General features: G+C 65.0%; 14 protein-coding genes and 3 tRNA genes. 8 read left to right on the top strand and 9 right to left on the bottom strand.

Translation table 11 applies throughout. The annotated features are described in order from the left end of the window. Nucleotides 1–7 precede the first annotated feature (7 nt). From IM543_00305 to IM543_00295, 3 genes are all read right to left on the bottom strand, one after another. The gene (locus IM543_00305; protein ID QOY94410.1) at nt 8–808 is read right to left on the bottom strand and encodes an HDOD domain-containing protein; all 801 of its coding nucleotides are present in this window, start codon (nt 806–808) and stop codon (nt 8–10) included. 131 nt (nt 809–939) lie between these two features. Then, nucleotides 940–2,103, bottom strand: a complete 1,164-nt coding sequence (locus IM543_00300; GenBank protein ID QOY94409.1) for an AI-2E family transporter — start codon at nt 2,101–2,103, stop codon at nt 940–942. Next, nucleotides 2,100–2,555: a cyclic nucleotide-binding domain-containing protein gene (locus IM543_00295; protein ID QOY96446.1), complete on the bottom strand. Its 456-nt coding sequence runs from the start codon at nt 2,553–2,555 to the stop codon at nt 2,100–2,102. The genes IM543_00300 and IM543_00295 overlap by 4 nt, the downstream gene beginning before the upstream one ends. Nucleotides 2,556–2,836: 281 nt before the next feature. On the opposite strand from IM543_00295, the gene IM543_00290 reads away from it, so the two are divergent. Further along, nucleotides 2,837–3,994 carry a GGDEF domain-containing protein gene (locus IM543_00290; GenBank protein ID QOY94408.1) on the top strand — a complete coding sequence of 386 codons (1,158 nt, stop codon included), beginning with the start codon at nt 2,837–2,839 and terminating at the stop codon, nt 3,992–3,994. A 368-nt stretch (nt 3,995–4,362) separates the two neighbouring features. Here IM543_00290 and IM543_00285 read toward each other — a convergent pair. The 3 genes from IM543_00285 to IM543_00275 all read right to left on the bottom strand — a co-directional run bounded on the left by IM543_00285 (nt 4,363) and on the right by IM543_00275 (nt 4,727). Continuing rightward, a tRNA-Asp gene (locus IM543_00285) sits at nt 4,363–4,439 on the bottom strand. 92 nt (nt 4,440–4,531) lie between these two features. Next, a tRNA-Asp gene (locus IM543_00280) sits at nt 4,532–4,608 on the bottom strand. Between the two features lie 43 nt (nt 4,609–4,651). Continuing rightward, nucleotides 4,652–4,727 (bottom strand) — tRNA-Val (locus IM543_00275). 188 nt (nt 4,728–4,915) lie between these two features. Here IM543_00275 and IM543_00270 point away from each other — a divergent pair. From IM543_00270 to IM543_00250, 5 genes are all read left to right on the top strand, one after another. Then, nucleotides 4,916–6,187 carry a glycerate kinase gene (locus IM543_00270; GenBank protein ID QOY94407.1) on the top strand — a complete coding sequence of 424 codons (1,272 nt, stop codon included), beginning with the start codon at nt 4,916–4,918 and terminating at the stop codon, nt 6,185–6,187. 234 nt (nt 6,188–6,421) lie between these two features. Further along, complete coding sequence (locus IM543_00265) at nt 6,422–8,656, top strand: TonB-dependent receptor (protein QOY94406.1); 2,235 nt, start codon at nt 6,422–6,424, stop codon at nt 8,654–8,656. 356 nt (nt 8,657–9,012) lie between these two features. Next, the gene (locus IM543_00260; GenBank protein ID QOY94405.1) at nt 9,013–10,797 is read left to right on the top strand and encodes a S8 family serine peptidase; all 1,785 of its coding nucleotides are present in this window, start codon (nt 9,013–9,015) and stop codon (nt 10,795–10,797) included. Between the two features lie 168 nt (nt 10,798–10,965). Further along, complete coding sequence (gene dinB / locus IM543_00255) at nt 10,966–12,069, top strand: DNA polymerase IV (GenBank protein ID QOY96445.1); 1,104 nt, start codon at nt 10,966–10,968, stop codon at nt 12,067–12,069. 89 nt (nt 12,070–12,158) lie between these two features. After that, entirely contained in the window at nt 12,159–13,055 is an 897-nt protein-coding gene (locus IM543_00250; GenBank protein ID QOY94404.1) for a recombination-associated protein RdgC, read from the top strand. Between the two features lie 151 nt (nt 13,056–13,206). On the opposite strand, the gene IM543_00245 is transcribed toward IM543_00250, so the two are convergent. Continuing rightward, complete coding sequence (locus IM543_00245) at nt 13,207–14,820, bottom strand: catalase (protein ID QOY94403.1); 1,614 nt, start codon at nt 14,818–14,820, stop codon at nt 13,207–13,209. 81 nt (nt 14,821–14,901) lie between these two features. Continuing rightward, complete coding sequence (locus tag IM543_00240; GenBank protein QOY94402.1) at nt 14,902–15,387, bottom strand: asparaginase; 486 nt, start codon at nt 15,385–15,387, stop codon at nt 14,902–14,904. 141 nt (nt 15,388–15,528) lie between these two features. On the opposite strand from IM543_00240, the gene IM543_00235 reads away from it, so the two are divergent. After that, nucleotides 15,529–16,293: an L-asparaginase gene (locus tag IM543_00235; protein ID QOY94401.1), complete on the top strand. Its 765-nt coding sequence runs from the start codon at nt 15,529–15,531 to the stop codon at nt 16,291–16,293. A gap of 11 nt (nt 16,294–16,304) precedes the next feature. Here IM543_00235 and IM543_00230 read toward each other — a convergent pair whose 3' ends face one another. Further along, a complete protein-coding gene (locus IM543_00230) occupies nt 16,305–17,294 on the bottom strand; it encodes a D-2-hydroxyacid dehydrogenase family protein (protein ID QOY94400.1) in 990 nt (329 codons plus the stop codon). Between the two features lie 349 nt (nt 17,295–17,643). Here IM543_00230 and IM543_00225 point away from each other — a divergent pair, with 349 nt between their 5' ends. After that, nucleotides 17,644–19,506 carry a phosphoenolpyruvate carboxykinase (GTP) gene (locus IM543_00225; protein ID QOY94399.1) on the top strand — a complete coding sequence of 621 codons (1,863 nt, stop codon included), beginning with the start codon at nt 17,644–17,646 and terminating at the stop codon, nt 19,504–19,506. Nucleotides 19,507–19,649 lie beyond the last annotated feature (143 nt).

The following is a 19,649-nucleotide window of genomic DNA, read 5'->3' as shown; positions in this document are numbered from 1 at the left end:
TCAGTGCTCAGGCAGCCGCGGCGAACGAGCCGTGGCTCGGGAAACGCGCCCGCATCCAATCCATCCCCAGCCCCAGTGCAGAAACGACCTCGGCCGGCAGCGTGTTCACGACCTCCGGATCGTCGCTCGGCGTGTCCGCAAGCAGGCTGGCCAGGTGGACGATGCCGGCAAGCTTGCAGAAGGGCGTGGCGGCCATCGGATCGGACGAGCGCTCCACCGCCATGACGATCCGCGACGGGAAGTTCCAGCGCCGGCACAATTCGGCCGTGATCTGGCCCTCGGACAGTCCCAGCAGGCGCTGCTCGCGTTCCCAGCGCGCACCCGGCAGGTGCGGCAATTGTTCAATCTCGGCAAAGGCGGAAGGCTCCACCTGGTAGATCAGCAGTTCGCCCAGGCGCATGATCATCCCCGCCAGCCAGGCCTCGCCGGCATCGGCATTGGCGCCGTTGGCTAGCCATTTGGCGTAGCCGGCGCAGGCCATGCTGCTGTTCCAGAATTCATCGGTATCGAGACCCGGCATGTTGGGGAAAGCATCGGCAAAGCAGGCCGCCAGGGCCAGCGTCCGGATGTGCCCCACGCCGGTCAGTGCGATGGCTTCGTCGAGCGAACCGATGTTGCGGCTGGAGCCGAAGCGGGCACTGTTAGCGAGGCGCATCAGTTTGGCGGTCAGCGCGGGATCGCGCGCGATGATGGCGCTGATGCTTTTCACCGAGGCTTCCTCGTCGTCGAGGGTGGCGATCAGGGCGTGGGCGACGTCCGAGATGGTGGGCAGGCGAACGTTGTCGAAGAAACTGGCAAGGGTGGTCATGGCACGCTTTCACTGTTAAGACACTTCATTGCGCAGTGTCGTCCAAACCAGTGTAATGCCGTGTGGCAATGACCGTGTGACAGAATGTGCGGATGTGGGGGAAGTGTGGCGGGTAACATACGCCGCCCACCCTACAAGCCCGCGTTCGGCGTCGGCGCCCCGCGCCGTTCGCGCGCGATATCCAGGTCGACGCTGGCCTGGCGCGTGCGCAGCGCCCGCGCATAGCGGTGCCGCGCGCGCAGGCGCGGATTGGTCACCAGCCGGCCCAGGGTCTCGCCCACCACCATCACCACCCCCAGCAGCGGCAGCACCAGCATCAAGCCCACCACCCCGGCCAGCGCGCCGCCGATAAAGATCATCAGGACCGTCACCAGCGGATGCACGCGGATGCTGCGCCCCAGGGTCAGCGGCATGAACACGAAGTCGTCCAGCAGGCGTACCAGCACGAACACGCCGATCGCACCGTAGGCGATGAAGGGATTGCTGGGCGCGTCGGTCGAGGCGACGATCACCACCAGCACGCAGCCGACCACCGAGCCCACGAAAGGCACCCAGGCCAGCACCGCGCAGAACAGGCCGAGCAGCAGCGGCGAGGACACGCCGATCGCCCACAGGCCCAGTGCCAGCACCGCCGTGTCGAGCACGGTCAGCTTGAGCAGGCCGTCGAAATAGCGGCGCGCGGTCTGGTCGACCTCGTGCAGCAGGTAGAGCGCGCGCTCGAAATAGGCGTTCGGCACCGCACGCGCCAAAAATCGTTTGAAACGCAGGCCGTCGCGCAGGAAGAAAAAGGTGAGGAAGGGCGCCAGCAGCAGCGAAGGTACCCAGGTGGCGAGCGCCATCAGGATGTCGCCCAGGTGCTTCTCGGCGAAGTTGTCGGTGTGGGTGCGGAAGATGGCGTTGATGGTCGAGGTCAGGCGCATCTCGGCCAATAAAGGAAACTTCTTCTCGAGCAGGGCGGTCGTGTTGTGCACGAAGGCGATCCCGCCGTCGAGGTAGAGGCCGATCGTCCTTTCCCAGGACGCCTCTTCCGGTCCGCGGCTCCACGAGAAGGCGGCGGTCAGGGCCAGCGTCAGAAAGGCGAAGAACAGCAGGCAGACCAGCATCGCGGCCGCGTTGCGGCCATGGCCGGCGCGCACCAGGCGCTGCATCGGCCCGACCAGGATGTAGTGCAGCACGCCGCCGAAGATGAAGGGCAGGGCCAGCCACAGCATCTGTTGCACCACCAGCAGCAGCACGCAGGTCGCCGCGATGATCCCGGTCCAGACGACGGGGCCGGCGCGCTCGCTGCGGTTCATAGCGCTTCCAGCTGGGGGCGGCCGGTGCCCATCCATTCGCGCAGGCGCAGGCCGATGTGGCGCGCCAGCGCCAGCGAGATCTTGTAGCCGATCACGGCATCGGTCTCGAGCAGCCCCAGGAAGTCGGCACGGAAGAACACCGCCATCTCGCAGGGTTCGACGGCGCGCGCCTGGGCATTGCGCGGCGAGTTGTCGAGCAGGGCCAGGTCACCGAAGAAGCTGCCCGGTTCGAGCTCGGCTACTACCTGGTTGGTACCCTCGTGTAGCTTGTTGATCAGCACCCGTCCGCTCATGATCAGGTAGAGCGCCTGGCCTTCCTCGCCCTCGTCGAAGACGATTTCATCAGTGAGGTAGCGGCGCTCGTGCAGGAGGCCATCGACGATTTTCAGTTCCAGCGGGCTCAAGGATGAGAACAGCGCCGAGTTCTTCAGGCGATGCAGGCGCGGCGACATCTTGGGCGGCTTGAGGAAACCGAAAATCACGATTGCCCGGAATGGTGCGTTGGCTTGTTGTCGGATGATTATCCGCTATCAAGTGCTGCTGCGCATCAAAAACTATGTCGGGGAAGTGTCACGGATAGAAGTGTTGTGCTTTGCTCATGCCGCTGGGCTGCCTGTTCAATTGTGCATCCTTTACGACAAAAAACCGTGTAAGATAATTCTTTACGGAAACACAGATTAACGATTTAACATCTTTGCGGCGATGCCGGGTTGGCTCGCCGATGGGAACAGCGGTGATCGACATTCCTTCCTTCTTGCTGGCGCTCGGCATCGGCAACATTGCGTTTGCCGTGCTGATGGCCGGTTATACATATGGCGCTGCGCCCAGTGCGGGGCTGCGCCTGTGGATGTGGGCGCGCTTCGGCATCGGCCTGTGCCAGCTGCTGGGCTGGAGCCGTCCTTACCTGGACCTGCCGATGCTCAAGGGCGTCGAGGGGGCCGGCTGGATCCTGGCGGTATCGCTGGAAGTGGCGGCCTACTGTATTTTCTTCGGTTTCGCGCGCTGGCAGCGGGTGCTGCTGCCGGTGTCGGCACTGGCGCTGGCCATTGTACTGGCTGCCGGCAGCGCCGGCGCGAAGGTCGCCTACCTGACCGCACTGGTCGCCGGCGTCGTTGCCCTGTTCGCGGCGGCGATGGCCTGGATCCTGCTGCGTCCGACGCGCCGCGCCTCGCTGCTGCAGCGGATCATCGGCGTGAACGACGCCGTGTTTGCGGTGTCGGTGGCGCTGTGGGCGGCCAGCTGCCTGAGCAGCGAGGACCCGCTGGGGCCCCGCGCCGTCCAGGAGTCGGCCTACCTGGCCGGTTACCTCTTGATGATCGTCAACGGCTTCGGCTTCCTGCTGCTGTGCAAGGAAAAAGACGATGCCGAGATGGTGCGCCTGGCCACCGTCGATTGCCTGACCGGCCTGCCGAACCGCCACGCCTTCCTCGAGCGCGCCGAACACGCACGCCAGGCCGCGCTGCGCCAGCGCCAACCGCTGGCCCTGGCGATGATGGACCTTGACCACTTCAAGCAGATCAACGACCGCTTCGGCCATGCCACCGGCGACGAGGCCCTGCGCGTATTCGCGCGCACCGTTCGCGAGACGCTGCGCGCACATGAGACGATCGGCCGCCTCGGCGGCGAAGAGTTCGCGATGGTCCTGCCGGGCGCCGACCTGGCGGCCGCCCTGGCGGCCGCCGAACGCCTGCGCCAGGCGGTGCGCCACGCCACCGTGATCACCAGCGGTACGCCGTACACGATGACGGTCAGTATCGGGGTGGTGGTGCTCGATCCGAACGAGACGCTGGGCATGGCGCTGGCGCGGGCGGATCATGCGCTGTATGCGGCCAAGAGCGGGGGGAGGGATCGGGTGGAGGCGGGGGCGCCGATGCAGCAGCGGCGGGCTTGAACTGCCTGGAATGCAACGAAAAAAGGGTCCGACTTCTCGGACCCTTTCTCTTAAGCTGGCGGAGCGGACGGGGCTCGCCCACGTGCCGCGGGCCGCGGATTCGCTTGCAAGCGAATCCCTTCGAGCCCACGGCCCGTGTTCTCCCGCAGGGGAGAACACTTTGATCGCTGAACGAAAAAAGGGTCCGACTTCTCGGACCCTTCCTCTTAAGCTGGCGGAGCGGACGGGGCTCGCCCACGTGCCGCGGGCCGCGGATTGCCTTGCAAGGCAATCCCTTCGAGCCCACGGCCCGTGTTCTCCCGCAGGGGAGAACACTTTGATCGCTGAACGAAAAAAGGGTCCGACTTCTCGGACCCTTCCTCTTGAGCTGGCGGAGCGGACGGGGCTCGAACCCGCGACCCCCGGCGTGACAGGCCGGTATTCTAACCAACTGAACTACCGCTCCGTTTTTCTGGAACTTGCTTCGACCAGGCTGCTCCAGGCAGCTTGGTCTGTAAAAGAAAAGGGTCCGACGAATCAGACCCTTTTCAGTATTGCTGGCGGAGCGGACGGGGCTCGAACCCGCGACCCCCGGCGTGACAGGCCGGTATTCTAACCAACTGAACTACCGCTCCGTTTACTCTGATCAGTACTTCGATCAACCTGCTGAATCGTGCTTGGTGGGCGCTGAGAGGCTCGAACTCCCGACCTAATCCTTGTAAGGGATCCGCTCTACCAACTGAGCTAAGCGCCCGGCTTCTCTATTCAGAGGTTTCTGTCCGACGCTTGTCATTGCGTCCGAAGAGGCCCGAATTATAGAGGCTGGAATTCGAGGTGTGCAAGGATTTTTGAGAAAAAGTTGAAAACTCATCACATCGGCCGTGTCCACCTGCCCGGCGCTTTTGTGCAAATATCATGGTTCGTCCTGGATGAAGAGCCGACATGCCCACCGCCCACCCGCTGCTGCCGCACCTGTTCGATGCCGCCATGGCCGCTGCCGATCCCTTCCATCTGGTCGCGCGCCACCTGCCGCCGCCGCCCAAGGGGCGCACCCTGGTGCTCGGCGCCGGCAAGGCGGCCGCGCGCATGGCCGAGGCGGTCGAGCGCCACTGGCAAGGGCCATTGACCGGCCTGGTCGTTACCCGCTACGGCCACGGCGCGCCGACCCGCCACATCGAGGTCATCGAAGCCGGTCACCCCTTGCCCGATGCCGCCGGCGAGCAGGCCGCCCGGCGCATGCTGGAGGCGGCGGCCGGACTGGGGCCGGACGACCTGGTGCTGTGCCTGATGTCCGGCGGCGGCTCGGCATTGATGTCGCTGCCCGCGCCCGGTATCAGCCTCGACGAGAAGCGCGCCCTGAACCGGGAACTGCTGCGCTGCGGTGCGCCGATCGGCGAGATCAACCGCGTGCGACGCCACCTGTCCGCCATCAAGGGCGGGCGGCTGGCGCTGGCCTGCCTGCCTGCGCGGGTGGTGACCCTGGTGGTGTCGGATGTGCCGGGCGACGATCCGGCCGTGGTGGCATCCGGCCCGACCGTGCCCGACGGCAGTACCGGCCTCGACGCGCTCGCCATCCTGCAGAAATACGGCATTCCCGTTTCGGGGGCCGTGCGCGCGGTGCTGGCCGACCCGCAACTGGCGGCGCCGCTGGCGGACGATCCGCGCCTGGCGCGCAACGACACCCGCGTCATCGTCACCGCGCAGCAGGCGCTCGATGCCGCCGCGCTGGCTGCCGGGGCGGCAGGGTATGCGCCGTTGATCCTGTCTTCGAGTATGGAAGGAGAGGCGCGCGAGGTCGCGCTGGTGCATGCGAGCATCGCGCGCCAGGTCGTGGAACACGGGCAGCCCTTGCCCGCGCCCTGCGTCATCCTGTCCGGCGGCGAGACCAGCGTGACCGTGCGCGGGCAGGGCAGGGGCGGGCGCAATGCCGAGTTCCTGCTGGCCCTCGCGGTCGCCCTCGACGGCCTGCCGGGCGTGCATGCGCTCGCCGCCGACACCGACGGCATCGACGGCACCGAGGACAATGCCGGCGCCTGGCTGGCCCCCGGCACCTTGGCGCGCGCCCGCGCCCGGGGCCTGGATGCGCGCGCGCACCTGCTGGAGAACGACGGCTACGGCTTCTTTGGCGCCCTCGGTCAATTGCTCGTGACCGGCCCGACCCGCACCAACGTCAACGATTTCCGCGCCATCGTCATCGAAACGGACGTGTTGTAAAGACGTTGCATGCAGCGCCGGACTTTCGTTTTCTCCTTGCAATGCTGCGTATTCATCACTGACAATACGCGCTTTGCAAAACGGCAACTTTAAAACATCATCGAGATGTGCGCCACGATGCGCTTGCCGACAGGCGGAGCATACCGCCCGCGCCGCGGCGTTCACCGGATCGCGCGGCGACGACAAGAGAGAACGGGGACATCGGTTCTTTTATCAATCCATAGGGAAAACTCCATGATGAAGATGTCCAAGATGCACAAGCGCGTCGTCTGCACGCAGGTACTCGGTTCGCTGAGTGGCGCGCTGGCGCTGACCGCCGCCATGCCGGTCCAGGCCCAGACCGCCGCTGCGAACGCAGCGCCGGAACTGCAGACCGTCACCGTGACCGCGCAGCGCCGCACCGAAAACATCCGCGAAGTACCGGTGTCCGTCACCGCGCTCAAGGGCGACAAACTGGACGTATTGGTCTCCGGCGGCGAAGACATCCGCCTGCTGGCCGGCAAGGTGCCGAGCCTGAACGTCGAATCCTCCAACGGCCGTACCTTCCCGCGCTTCTACATCCGCGGCTACGGCAACACCGATTTCAACACCTTCGCATCGCAGCCGGTGTCGCTGGTGTACGACGACGTGGTGCAGGAAAACCCGATCCTGAAGGGCTTCCCGATCTTCGACCTGGCCAGCGTCGAAGTGCTGCGCGGCCCGCAGGGCACCCTGTTCGGCCGCAACACCCCGGCCGGCGTGGTCAAGTTCGAGTCCGAGAAGCCGAAGCTGGGCAAGTTCGAGGGCTACTACAACGTGTCGGCCGCCACCCACTACACGATGAACGGCGAAGGCGCGGTCAACGTGCCGCTGGCGGACAAGTGGGCAATGCGCGTCTCGGCCGTCGGCCAGCACCGCGACGACTACATCGACAACTTCGCCGACGTGGCGATGAGCCAGAAGCGCAATGAGCTCGACGGCTACAACGAGCACGCCGAGCGCGTCCAGTTCCTGTACCAGCCGGACGGCGGCTTCAATGCCCTGCTGAACCTGCACCAGCGCAATACCAACGGCAGCGCCCGCCTGTTCCGCGCGAACCTGATCCAGAAGGGCACGAACAAGATCGTGCCGGGTTACGACCTGGACAAGATCGTCACCAATGCCGACAACTTCCAGCGCCTGAAGACCAATGGCGCCAACCTGCGCCTGTCCTGGGACCTGGGCAGCATGCGCCTGTTCTCGATCACCGGCTACGAGCACGTCAGCGACTACTTCAGCCGCGGCGACATCGACGGCGGCACCCCGGGCGGCCCGGGCTTCATTCCGTTCCAGGTCGAGACCGGCGGCTACATCAGCGACCTCGACCAGTACACCCAGGAATTCCGCCTCGAATCGCAGAACGCCGGCCCGTTCAACTGGCAGACCGGCCTGTACTTCTTCGACGAAGACGCGGTCGGCGGCAGCGACAACTTCAACAGCACCAGCGGCGCCCGCAGCTCGCGCCTGGTGAGCAACCAGAAGAACGAGGCCTGGGCCGCGTTCGCCTCGGTGAACTACACCCTGAGCCCGGACTGGACCGTCCGCGGCGGCGTGCGCTATACCTACGACGAGAAGAACTTCCGCACCCTGGTCAACGAGAACGTCACCCAGATCGGCCCGCGCTCGGTGTCGACCGACCAGGACAAGTTCAACTGGGACCTGTCGGCGACCTACAAGCTGAGCCCGACCGTGAACCTGTACGGCCGCGTCGCCACCGGCTTCCGCGCGCCGAGTATCGCAGCCGCGTCGGCCGCGGTGCCGATCACGGTCGCCGATTCGGAAACCATCACCTCGTACGAGCTGGGCCTGAAGGCCGACCTGTTCGAGCGTCGCGCGCGCACCTCGTTCTCGGTGTATGACTACACCGTCAAGGACCAGCAGTTGACCGTGGTGGGCGGCAATTCGAACGTCAACCGCCTGATCAATGCCGACCGCACCAAGGGCAAGGGCGCCGAGTTCGACTTCGAAGCGGCCGTCACCACCGCCCTGCGCGTGAGCGCCGGCGCGAGCTACAACTACACCCAGATCCGCGACGCCAGCCTATCGGTGAACAAGTGCGCTCAATGCACCGTGACCGACCCGCTGAACGCCGCCGGCCGCGTCGTCATCGACGGCAACCCGCTGCCGCAGGCGCCGCGCTGGAGCGTCAATGCCACCGCCCGCTACGGCGTGCCGGTCGCGGACGGCGAGCTGTACTTCTTCACCGACTGGTCCTACCGCAGCAAGATCAACTTCTTCCTGTACGAGGCGACCGAATTCGTCGGCGCGCCGCTGACGGAAGGCGGCGTGCGTCTGGGCTACATCTTCGGTGGCGGCAAGTATGAAGTGGCTGCCTTCGGCCGCAACGTGCTCGACCAGCGCCGCATCACCGGCGCCATCGACTTCAACAACCTGACCGGCTTTACCAACGAGCCGCGCCAGTGGGGCGTGCAGTTCAAGGGCAACTTCTAAGCTGCGTTTGCATGAACGAGGAAGGCCGCGCTTGCGCGGCCTTTTTTGTTTTGAGCACGGACAATATGTCCTCTCCTACATTATCTCAACAGAAAGCTTTTTGAGATATGTCAACACAAGTGTGGCACACGTTATTTGCCAAAATTAACGTTTCACCGAAGAAAACATGTTTCTTCAACGGTTCTCCGCCTCACTGTTGTTAATACGCTGAAATTGTATCGAATTGTCGCTCACGATCTCATCCTTTCATATTACGCTGCTTTTCGCCGCATTCAGACGGCGCCGGCACTGACCGGAAATCAATGACACAGGCGAGGGTCATTTCGCTTGACGGAAAACACTAACAAGGAAGAAACATGAAGCAATCGCATTCGATTCATCCTGCAATGTTGAAGATGTGTGCTGCAATCTCGCTCGCCTTCGTGGCGGCGACGGTCGGTGCGGCCGAGCAGAAGTTCATTGTTGAAACTGACCGTATCATCGTGAAATACAAGGACGCGGCGCCGGCTGCCAAGGGCCTGGCCCGTGCCGCTGCCATGACCGCCGACCGCAAGGCCAAGCTGGAGCGCGCAGGCCAGGAATTCGGCATGACCGTCCGCGAAAGCCATGCGATCTCGACCGGCGCCCATGTGTTCCAACTGAACGGCCGCAAGCACCTCGACGAGGTGCGCAAGCTGGCCGCCGAAATGATGGCGCGCGACCCGAGCATCGAATACGCCGAGCCGGACCGCATCATGACCCACATGGCGACCGCGAACGATCCTTACTACGCCCAGCAGTGGCACTACACCGACACCACCGGCGGCCTGCGCCTGCCGACCGCCTGGGACAAGTCGACCGGCACCGGCGTGGTGGTGGCCGTGATCGATACCGGTTACCGTCCACATGCCGACCTGAGCGGCCAGATCCTGCAGGGTTACGACTTCATCAGCACCGCCTCCATCGGCAACGATGGCAACGGCCGCGACAGCGACGCGAGCGATCCGGGCGACTGGGTGGCCGCAGGCGAGTGCGGCGCCGGTTCGCCGGCCTCGGGCTCGAGCTGGCACGGTACCCACGTGGCCGGCACGGTTGCCGCCAAGACCAACAACAGCCTGGGTGTGGCCGGCGTGGCATACAACGCCAAGATCGTCCCGGCCCGCGTGCTGGGCAAGTGCGGCGGCTACACCTCGGACATCGCCGACGCCATCACCTGGACCTCGGGCGGCACCGTGAGCGGTGTGCCGGCCAATGCCAACAAGGCCAAGGTGCTGAACATGTCGCTGGGCGGCACCGGCGCCTGCGACGCCACCACCCAGACCGCCATCAACGGCGCCCGCTCGCGCGGCGCGGTGGTGGTGGTGGCGGCCGGTAACGACAACATGAACGTCAGCAATGCCAGCCCGGCGAACTGCTCGGGCGTCATCGCCGTGGCGGCAACCGGCAAGACCGGCGGCCGTGCCTCGTACTCGAACTACGGCACCCTGGTCGACGTGGCGGCGCCGGGCGGCGACGGCAGCTACAGCGTGATCTCGACCCTGAACTCGGGCACCAGCTCGCCGGGTTCCGACAACTACGCGGGCTACCAGGGCACCTCGATGGCCACCCCGCACGTGGCCGGCGTGGCTGCGCTGATGTTCGCGGCCAAGTCGACCCTGACCGTGGACCAGGTGGAAAGCATGCTGAAGTCGACCGCGCGCGCCTTCCCGGCGACGTGCTCGGGCTGCGGCACCGGTATCGTGGACGCGACTGCCGCGGTGAATGCGGCGATCGGCGGCACCAGCACCCCGACCGGCCCGACCATCGCCGAGACCGAGTCGAACAACACCACCGGCACCGCCGACCTGGTGACGACGACCGACACCACCGTGAACGGCAACCTGGGCAGCTCGACCGACACCGACTACTTCCGTGTCGATCTGCCGGCCGGCAAGACCCTGAACTCGGTCATGACCCCGAACAGCAGCTCGGACTACGACCTGTACGTGTACAACAGCTCGGGTACCCTGCTGGCCAAGAGCGAGAACGGCACCGGCTCGGCGGACAGCGTGTCCGTCACCAACACCGGTACCTCGACCTTCGCCCGCTATGTGCGCGTGGTGTACTACAGCGGCGGCACCGGCTCGACCAACGGCAAGTACACCCTGAAGCTCAGCTGGTAAGGAGCAACCAGGACGAGGCGGCGCGCTCCCCTGCGCCGCCTTCATCCGGGAACGCGCGGCATGCCGCGCGTTCTTTTTTGTATTGCAAGAAATCCACTTTCGACGGATACTGTATGCAATTACAGTAGTCGGCACCGCCGCCCGCGTGACGCTGTCCATGTGACTTCTCTGCTCCGTAAAATCATCCACTGCGACTGCGATTGCTTCTATGCATCGGTCGAGATGCGCGACGACCCGTCGCTGCGCGGGCGTCCGCTCGCGGTCGGCGGCCGTCCCGACCAGCGCGGCGTGATCGCCACCTGCAACTACGAGGCGCGCCGCTACGGCATCCATTCGGCCATGGCCACCGCCCAGGCCATGAAGCTGTGCCCGCAGCTGCTGGTGATCCCGCCGGCGATGGAAAAGTATCGCATCGCCTCGCGCCAGATCATGGACATCTACCGCGACTACACCGAGCTGGTGGAGCCGCTCTCGCTCGACGAGGCCTACCTCGACGTCACCGCCTCGCCCCACTGCAAGGGCAGCGCGACCCTGATCGCACAGGAGATCCGGCGCCGCATTGTCGAGACCGTCGGCATCACCGCATCGGCCGGGGTGGCGCCAAGCAAGTTCGTGGCCAAGATCGCCAGCGACTGGAACAAGCCGGACGGGCTGTTCCTGGTGCGGCCGGAAGAGGTCGATGCCTTCGTGGCCGCGCTGCCGGTCAAGAAGCTGTATGGCGTGGGCAAGGTCACCGCCGAGAAGATGCACCGCCTCGGCTTGCAGACCTGCGCCGACATGCGCGGCTGGAGCGTCGAGCGGCTGACCGAACACTTCGGTAGTTTCGGCGTCCGGCTGTACGACCTGTGCCGCGGCATCGATCATCGTGAAGTGAACACCTCGCGCGAGCGCAAGTCGGTCAGCACCGAAGAGACCTATACGCCGGACGTGCCCGACCTGGATGCCTGCCTGCGGCTGCTGCCGGATCTGGTGGAGCACCTGCTGGGCCGGATCAAGCGCAATGGTGCTGAAAAATTCATCAACAAGCTGTTCGTAAAAATCAAGTTTTCGGACTTCCAGCAGACCACGGTCGAGTGTGTTGGCTATGCGCCACATATCCCGACCTATGCCCGCCTGATGGAAACCGGTTGGGCCCGCCACAGCCGCCCGGTACGGCTGCTGGGCGTGGGCGTGCGCCTGAGCGACACCGAAACGGTCGAGCAGTTGCGCCTGTTCGACGATGCCCCGCCGGGCGCGATCGTCGAGGCTGTTGGTGACTCGTCAACTGAATAATTTTTTTCCCTGCTCTACACGGCTGAGTTCTTCCTGGCAGCGTAGAATGTCGTTCCCCAGAATTTTGCAAACAATCGGATAACACGCGTATGTGGTTCAAGAATCTCCAGATTTATCGCCTGCCCGCTCCCTGGGCATTCAACCCGGAACAGATGGAAGAAGCACTGCAGTCGCAGGCCTTCTCGCCCGCGAGCAGCAATGAGCTGCTGCGCCAGGGCTGGGATTCGCCACGCGGCAACGGCAAACTGGTACACGTCGTCAACAAGCAGATGCTGATGATGCTGGGCACCGAGAAGAAATTGCTGCCGAGCTCGGTCATCAACCAGGTCGCCAAGGCCAAGGCCGCCGAGATGGAAGAGCAGCAGGGCTTCCCGCCGGGCAAGAAGGCGATGAAGGAACTGAAAGAGCGCGTGGCCGACGAACTGTTGCCGCGCGCCTTCTCGATCCGCAGCAACGTCTGGGTCTGGATCGACCCGGTCAACGGCTGGCTGGTGGTCGATGCCGCCAGCCCGTCGAAGGCGGACGACGTCATCAAGCTGCTGCTCAAGGCGGTGGACCGCATGCCGCTCGAATCGCTGCGCGTGCAGCGTTCGCCGGTGGCCGTGATGACCGGCTGGCTGGAATCGGACGAAGCGCCTTACGGCTTCACGATCGACCAGGACACCGAACTGCGTGCCACCGGCGAAAGCCGTGCGGCCGTGCGCTACGTGAAGCACACCCTGGAGCCGGACGACATCCGCCGCCACATCGCCGCCGGCAAGCAGTGCACCCGCCTGGCCATGACCTGGAACGACCGCATCAGCTTCGTGCTGACCGAGTCGCTCGCGATCAAGGGCGTCAAGCCGCTGGACGTGATCAAGGAAGGCGAAGCAGTCACCTACAGCGACGACGAGCGCTTCGACAACGACATCGTGCTGATGACGGGCGAGATGGCCAAGCTGCTGGCGGATGTGGTCGAGGCGCTGGGCGGGGAAGCCAAGGCGTAATTCGCCAGCGGCGCCGTTGCAGTCATTCGGGCGCTAGCTATCACCGCGCGGTCGGCAGAGCCGACCACCCTACGAATAGCCGACATCCGTAGGGTGGTCGGCTTGCCGACCGCGCGTTCAACCGGCCGGTGAACTGCCGCGCTGTGCCGGCTTACTTCGCCCCCGCCATCTCCTCGCTGGTCGACGGCTCATCCCCCTGTTCCGGTTTGCCGCCCGAATAGGTCGCCCCCGGACGGTCCTGGTGCGGCGCCGGCATGCCCGGCAGCGGGTCCAGGGCCTTGGCGCGCTCCAGGTCGATCCCCGCCACTTCCGCCACCCGGCGGCCGTAGTCCTCGTCGCAATGCCACAGGTGCCACACCATGCGCAGCTGGATCGGCGCCGGGCATTTCTTGAGGTCGCCGCCGACATTGGCGACCAGGTCGTCGCGCTCCCAGTCCTCGAAGCTGCGGTAGCGCGCGCCGGCCTGGGCATAGTCGTCCGCCGTGCGGCTGGTCTGGTAGCGGCCCAGGTGGCCTTCCACGTGCTGGTGGTAGTCCTTCTCGGGCTGTGGCGCTTCGCCATAGCCGCCCATCAGGCTCGGCTCATAGTTGATGTGCTTGTCCTCGCCGCGGCCGTCCACGTAATAGGTCATGGCGCCGTCGCGCTGGTTGGTGCGCGCCGCCGCGCCTTCCTGCGGCTGGTTGATCGGCAGCTGCAGGTAGTTCGGGCCCACGCGGTAGCGCTGGGTGTCGGAGTAGGACAGGGTGCGGCCTTGCAGCATCTTGTCGTCCGAGAAATCGATGCCGTCCACCAGCACGCCGGTGCCGAAGGCCGACTGCTCGGTTTCGGCGAATACATTGTCTGGATTCTTGTTCAGCACGATGCGGCCCAGCGGCAGCAGCGGGAACTGGTCTACCGGCCAGCGCTTGGTGTCGTCCAGCGGGTCGAAATCGAGCTCCGGATGCGCGCCGTCGCTCATGATCTGCACGCAGAATTCCCATTCCGGAAACTCGCCGCGTTCGATCGCCTGGTACAGGTCGCGCGTGGCGTGGCTGGTGTCCTGGGCCTGGATCTGGGCGGCCTGTTCGCTGGTCAGGTTGCGCACGCCCTGCTTCGGCTGGAAGTGGAACTTCACGAGGTGGGCCACGCCCTGGTCGTTGACCAGCTTATAGGTGTTCACGCCCGAGCCTTCCATCTCGCGGTAGTTGGCCGGGATGCCCCATGGGCTCTTGACCCAGGTGACCATGTGCAGGGCTTCGGGGTGGCTGCAAATGAAATCGTAGAAGCGCCACGGTTCCTGCTGGTTGGTGACCGGGTCGGGTTTGAACGCGTGGATCATGTCGGGGAACTTGATCGCGTCGCGGATGAAGAACACCTTCAGGTTGTTGCCGACCAGGTCCCAGTTGCCGTCGACGGTCTTGAACTTGATCGCAAAGCCGCGCGGGTCGCGTGCCGTCTCGGGCGACTCCTTGCCGCCGATCACGGTCGAGAAGCGCACAAAGATCGGGGTCTGGACGCCGATCTCGTTGAGGACGCGGGCGCGCGTGTAGGTGCTGGCCGGCTCGCCGCCGATGCTGCCGTAGGGTTCGAAGAAGCCGTGGGCGCCGGTGCCGCGCGCGTGTACCACGCGTTCCGGAATGCGCTCGCGGTCGAAATGGGTGATCTTTTCGATGAACTGGTAATTCTCGAGCGTGGCCGGACCACGCTCGCCCACCGAGCGCAGCGACTGGTTGTCGCGGACCGGATGGCCCTGGCGCGTGGTCAGGATGGGACGCTGCTCGTTCATTGCTCTCTCCTCGTGCGGGGTCGATCGAAGAGAGAGTATAAGAAGGCACGCGCCCGGGCAGCGCGCGCATGCCGGTAGGAATTACAATTGCTGGAACACGCCCGCGGCGCGGTTCTTGGTGACGTTATCCCACGGGAACACCTGGCCGTTCATGGCGACGTAGACGCCGGCCGGCAGGGTTTGCGCGACGCCGCAGGCGAAGCCGAGGTTGAACAGGGCGTCGGAATTCGCGATCTCGTAGGGGATCATGGCGCCGGTCAGCACGATGGTCTGGTCGAGCTGCGCGCCGCCCAGCACGGCGGCGGTGTCGCGCATGGTGTCGGTGCCGTGGATGATGACGATGGCTTTCTCCTTGGCCGCCCGGCAGGAAGCCAGCACGCGCTGGCGGTCCGGGTCCTGCATGTCGAGCGAGTCGAGCAGGGGCAGCACTTCGAGCTCGCTTGGCACGGTCATGCGCGAGCGCGCGATCACGGCCGGCAGGTGGCTTTCGGAAAAGCCGAGCACGCCGTTCAGTTCATTGTAGTGTTTATCGAAAGTGCCGCCGGTGGCGATGATTCGCAAAGTCATGTTGGTTTGTCCACGTGCAGAAAAAAAGGTGGGTAATGATAGCCGCAAACCGTAGTGTATCCGACTGTGTCTGCGCTAGAATCGTCCGGATCGGATGAGCCATAATCGATGCGCTATCCCTTCTCTTCTTCATTTACTCCCATGAAAACCGTCGCACCGGGCACCGTCATTTTCCACCGCCATCGAGGCTATGGCGTGATCACCCACGTCAACCTGCTGACCGGCTGGATCTCGGCGCGCTTCGGCAACGAGCAGCGCACGCTCGACCTGAACCTGTCGAGCGACGAGGTACAGCATGCCGACGGCGAACCGATCCTGTTCCGGCGCGCGCCGCCCGACCGCATGCCGCATGCGCGCCTGATGGCCGTGGTGCGCGCGCTGCACCAGGCCGGCTACCAGAAGCTGTACCTGTACTCGTGGCCCAAGCCGTCCGGCCTGCACTGGCGCTGGCACCTGTTCACCGGCCCGCGCAACTGGATGCAGCGCACCTGGCGCGAGGGCTGGTACGGCTCGGGCGCGGACTACAACAACAATCCGGTGATGGGCTGGGGCGATTCGCCGGGCGCCACCACCGAAGAGCTGATCCACGCGCTGGCCAGGTTCGACCCGCAGGGCCTGGCGCAGGCGCTGGGGCGCGACGAAGACCACACGGCCTGGTTCGCGCAGGTGTGCGAGCTGCTGTTGCCGGGGTACATGTATAGCCTGAACATGGAACGCCCGGTGGGCGGCCAGCTGGTCGAGGCGCCGCCGGTGCCGGTGGTGCCGGTGCGCGCCGGCCTGCCGGCGTATGCCGGCCCGGCCATCGGCTGGCCGCCGGGCTGGGCCGGACTATGGACCGGCACCCATGTGATGCCGGCGCGGCGTCCCAGCTTCAGCGGTCTGCCGGAACTGAAGCAGGAGAGCTAGCGCGCGGGGGCTCACTTGGCCAGGGCTGCCGGATTCAGGATGTTGTCCGGCTGCCCCGCGGCAAAGCGCACGACGTTCTCGAACGCCGTCTGGAAATAGATCTCGTAGCTGTCCTGCTCCACATAGCCCAAGTGCGGCGTTGCCAGCACCGTCGGGATGCGCAGCAGCGGCGCATCCGGCCGCAGCGGTTCGCCGACGAACACGTCCAGCGCCGCATGCCCCGGCCGTCCCGCCCGCAGCGCCTGTTCCAGCGCGCCTTCCGCCACCAGCTCCGCGCGGCTGGTGTTGACGAACAAGGCGTCGGGCTTCATGCGCGCGAAATCCTCCGCCCCGACGATGCCGCGCGTCCCTTCCGCCAGGCGCAGGTGCAGCGTCAGCACGTCCGCCTGCGCGAACAGCGCTTCACGTGAGGCGGCCGCCTCGAGGCCGTCGGCGGCGGCTCTCTGCCGGCTGGCTTCGCTTCCCCAGACCAGCACGCGCATGCCGAACGCCCGCGCATAGCCGGCCACGAGCTGGCCGATCTTGCCATAACCCCAGATTGCCAGGGTGCGGCCGCGCAGCGAACGCCCCAGGCCATTGAGCACCGGATTGACCGAGGCGGTCTGCCACAGGCCATCCTTCAGATTATTCGCATACGGCACGATCTTGCGGCTGGCGGCCATGATCAGGGCCCAGGTCAGTTCGGACGGCGCCACCGGCGAGCCGATGCCCTCGGCAATCGCAATGCCGTGTTCGGTGGCGGCGTCGACGTCGATGTGCCCGCTGACCTTGCCGGTTTGCGAGATCAGCTTCAGCTTGGGTAGCCGCGCCAACAGCGCGGCCGGGAGGGCGGTGCGTTCGCGGATCAGCACCAGGGCCTCGAAAGGCGCCAGCCGTGCAGCCAGTTGGCCCATGCCGCGCGCGGAATGCGTAAATACCTTGACCTCGTGTCCGTCCAGCAGCCGGAAACACTGCAGGCCGCGTACGGCATCCTGGTAATCGTCCAACACAGCTATTTTCATCGCAGTTGCTTCCAGTTAACGTTCCATACGTAGCGAAATAACAGCTTCCAAAATGCACTCGAATAGCCTACTACATTACTCGGGCATTTTCTGCTACTTTTTTGTAGTAGACGGGCATGAATCTGGGTTTTCAGGGTGTACAATCGACCAATTCATTGAGGGTTTGACACGCTTGCGTCAGCCCCAGCAGCATCGTTCCCGGCTTCCACGAGGCCGTCGACACGAGCGCCCGTCCCCGGCAGCACCGTGCCGCGCTTTATGGAGCGCACCGCCATTCTAAGGCACGGTCAGACGGACGCCCGAGCGTGTCCGGAACAGACAGCATTCTTAATTGGCATTGGAGGTATCTATGAACCAGCCCGTGATGAACGGCGTCGCCGCACTCAACGTTCCAGCTCACGTCAAACACCAAAAGCTCATCGATTGGGTCGCGGACATCGCCGCCCTGACGAAGCCTGACAGCATCTATTGGTGCGACGGTTCCGAAGAAGAGTACGACCGCCTGTGCGCGCAGATGGTTGCCGCCGGCACGATGAAGAAGCTGAACCCGGAAAAGCGCCCGAATTCCTACCTGGCCTGGTCCGACCCATCGGACGTCGCCCGCGTCGAAGACCGTACCTACATTTGCTCGGCAACGAAAGAGCAGGCCGGCCCGACCAACAACTGGATGGACCCGGCCGAGATGCGCCGCACCCTGAACGGCCTGTTCGACGGCTGCATGGCCGGCCGCACCCTGTACGTGGTGCCGTTCTCGATGGGCCCGCTGGGCTCGCCGATCGCCCATGTCGGCGTCGAGCTGTCCGACTCGCCTTATGTCGCCGTCAACATGCGCATCATGACGCGCATGGGCAAGGCCGTGTTCGACGTGCTCGGTACCGACGGCGACTTCGTGCCTTGCGTGCACACCGTCGGCATGCCGCTGGCCGCCGGCCAGAACGACGTGCCGTGGCCATGCAACGCCACCAAGTACATCGTCCACTATCCGGAAACCCGCGAGATCTGGTCCTTCGGTTCCGGCTACGGCGGCAACGCGCTGCTGGGCAAGAAGTGCTTCGCGCTGCGCATCGCCTCCAACATGGGCTACCAGGAAGCGCAGCAGGGCGGTACCGGCTGGCTGGCCGAACACATGCTGATCCTGGGCGTCGAGTCGCCCAAGGGTGACAAGAAATACGTGGCCGCCGCCTTCCCCTCGGCCTGCGGCAAGACCAACTTCGCCATGCTGATCCCGCCGAAGGGTTTCGACGGCTGGAAGGTCACCACCATCGGCGACGACATCGCCTGGATCAAGCCGGGCGCGGACGGCAAGCTGTACGCCATCAATCCGGAAGCCGGCTACTTCGGCGTGGCCCCGGGCACCAACGACAAGACCAACCCCAACTGCATGGCCTCGCTGCGCGAGAACGTCATCTTCACCAACGTGGCGCTGACCGACGACGGCGACGTATGGTGGGAAGGCATGACCAAGCAGGCCCCCGATCACCTGATCGACTGGCAGGGCAAGGACTGGACCCCGGCGTCCGGCACCAAGGCCGCCCACCCGAACGCGCGCTTCACCGTCGCCGCGACCCAGAACCCGGTGATCGACGCGGCCTGGGACGATCCGGCCGGCGTGCCGATCTCGGCCTTCATCTTCGGCGGCCGCCGCTCGACCACGGTGCCGCTGGTGACCGAAGCCAACAACTGGGTGGAAGGCGTCTACATGGCCGCGACCATGGGCTCGGAAACCACCGCCGCCGCCGCCGGCCAGATGGGCGTGGTGCGCCGCGACCCGTTCGCGATGCTGCCCTTCATCGGCTACAACATGAGCGACTACTTCCAGCACTGGCTCGATCTGGGTAAGAAAATCGAAGCCAAGGGTACGGCGCCCAAGATCTTCTGCGTCAACTGGTTCCGTACCGACGAGAACGGCGATTTCGTCTGGCCGGGCTACGGCGACAACATGCGCGTGCTGAAGTGGATCCTGGAACGTGCCGAGGGTTCGGCCACCGGCGGCCAGCAGCACCTGTTCGGCACCTCGCCGAACTACGGCGACCTGAACTGGGAAGGCGTGGAATTCACCGAAGTGCAGTTCACCCAGATCACCTCGATCGACAAGGACGCCTGGAGCGAAGAGCTCAAGCTGCACACCGAACTGTTCGACAAGCTGGCGTATCGTCTGCCGCAGGAACTGGTGGAGACCAAGGCCAGGTTGGAGAAGCAACTCGGTGCCTGATGCCGCATAGACGGCAGGGGGCTGGAACAGGGGCGGCGCCGAAGGGCGCCGCCCTTTTTGTATCGGAACCACCGTTCTCGTGGGCTGGGCCGGTTGCTTTCCAGATTTCAAACTGGCGCTGCCTGAATGGCAAGGGAGTTACG

Origin of the sequence: Massilia sp. UMI-21 (genome assembly GCA_015277795.1) — a bacterium.
Taxonomy (GTDB): Bacteria; Pseudomonadota; Gammaproteobacteria; order Burkholderiales; family Burkholderiaceae_D; genus Telluria.
This window is presented reverse-complemented; position numbering and strand designations above follow the sequence as displayed.

Bases quoted from the DNA above. Each gene is read 5' to 3' on its own strand.
- IM543_00235 (QOY94401.1), top strand. From the start codon at position 15,529: ATGAAAACCGTCGCACCGGGCACCGTCATTTTCCACCGCCATCGAGGC.
- IM543_00260 (QOY94405.1), top strand. From the start codon at position 9,013: ATGAAGCAATCGCATTCGATTCATCCTGCAATGTTGAAGATGTGTGCT.
- IM543_00265 (QOY94406.1), top strand. From the start codon at position 6,422: ATGATGAAGATGTCCAAGATGCACAAGCGCGTCGTCTGCACGCAGGTA.
- IM543_00225 (QOY94399.1), top strand. From the start codon at position 17,644: ATGAACCAGCCCGTGATGAACGGCGTCGCCGCACTCAACGTTCCAGCT.
- IM543_00305 (QOY94410.1), bottom strand. From the start codon at position 808: ATGACCACCCTTGCCAGTTTCTTCGACAACGTTCGCCTGCCCACCATC.
- IM543_00240 (QOY94402.1), bottom strand. From the start codon at position 15,387: ATGACTTTGCGAATCATCGCCACCGGCGGCACTTTCGATAAACACTAC.
- IM543_00250 (QOY94404.1), top strand. From the start codon at position 12,159: ATGTGGTTCAAGAATCTCCAGATTTATCGCCTGCCCGCTCCCTGGGCA.
- IM543_00230 (QOY94400.1), bottom strand. From the start codon at position 17,294: ATGAAAATAGCTGTGTTGGACGATTACCAGGATGCCGTACGCGGCCTG.
- IM543_00270 (QOY94407.1), top strand. From the start codon at position 4,916: ATGCCCACCGCCCACCCGCTGCTGCCGCACCTGTTCGATGCCGCCATG.
- IM543_00300 (QOY94409.1), bottom strand. From the start codon at position 2,103: ATGAACCGCAGCGAGCGCGCCGGCCCCGTCGTCTGGACCGGGATCATC.
- IM543_00245 (QOY94403.1), bottom strand. From the start codon at position 14,820: ATGAACGAGCAGCGTCCCATCCTGACCACGCGCCAGGGCCATCCGGTC.
- IM543_00295 (QOY96446.1), bottom strand. From the start codon at position 2,555: ATGTCGCCGCGCCTGCATCGCCTGAAGAACTCGGCGCTGTTCTCATCC.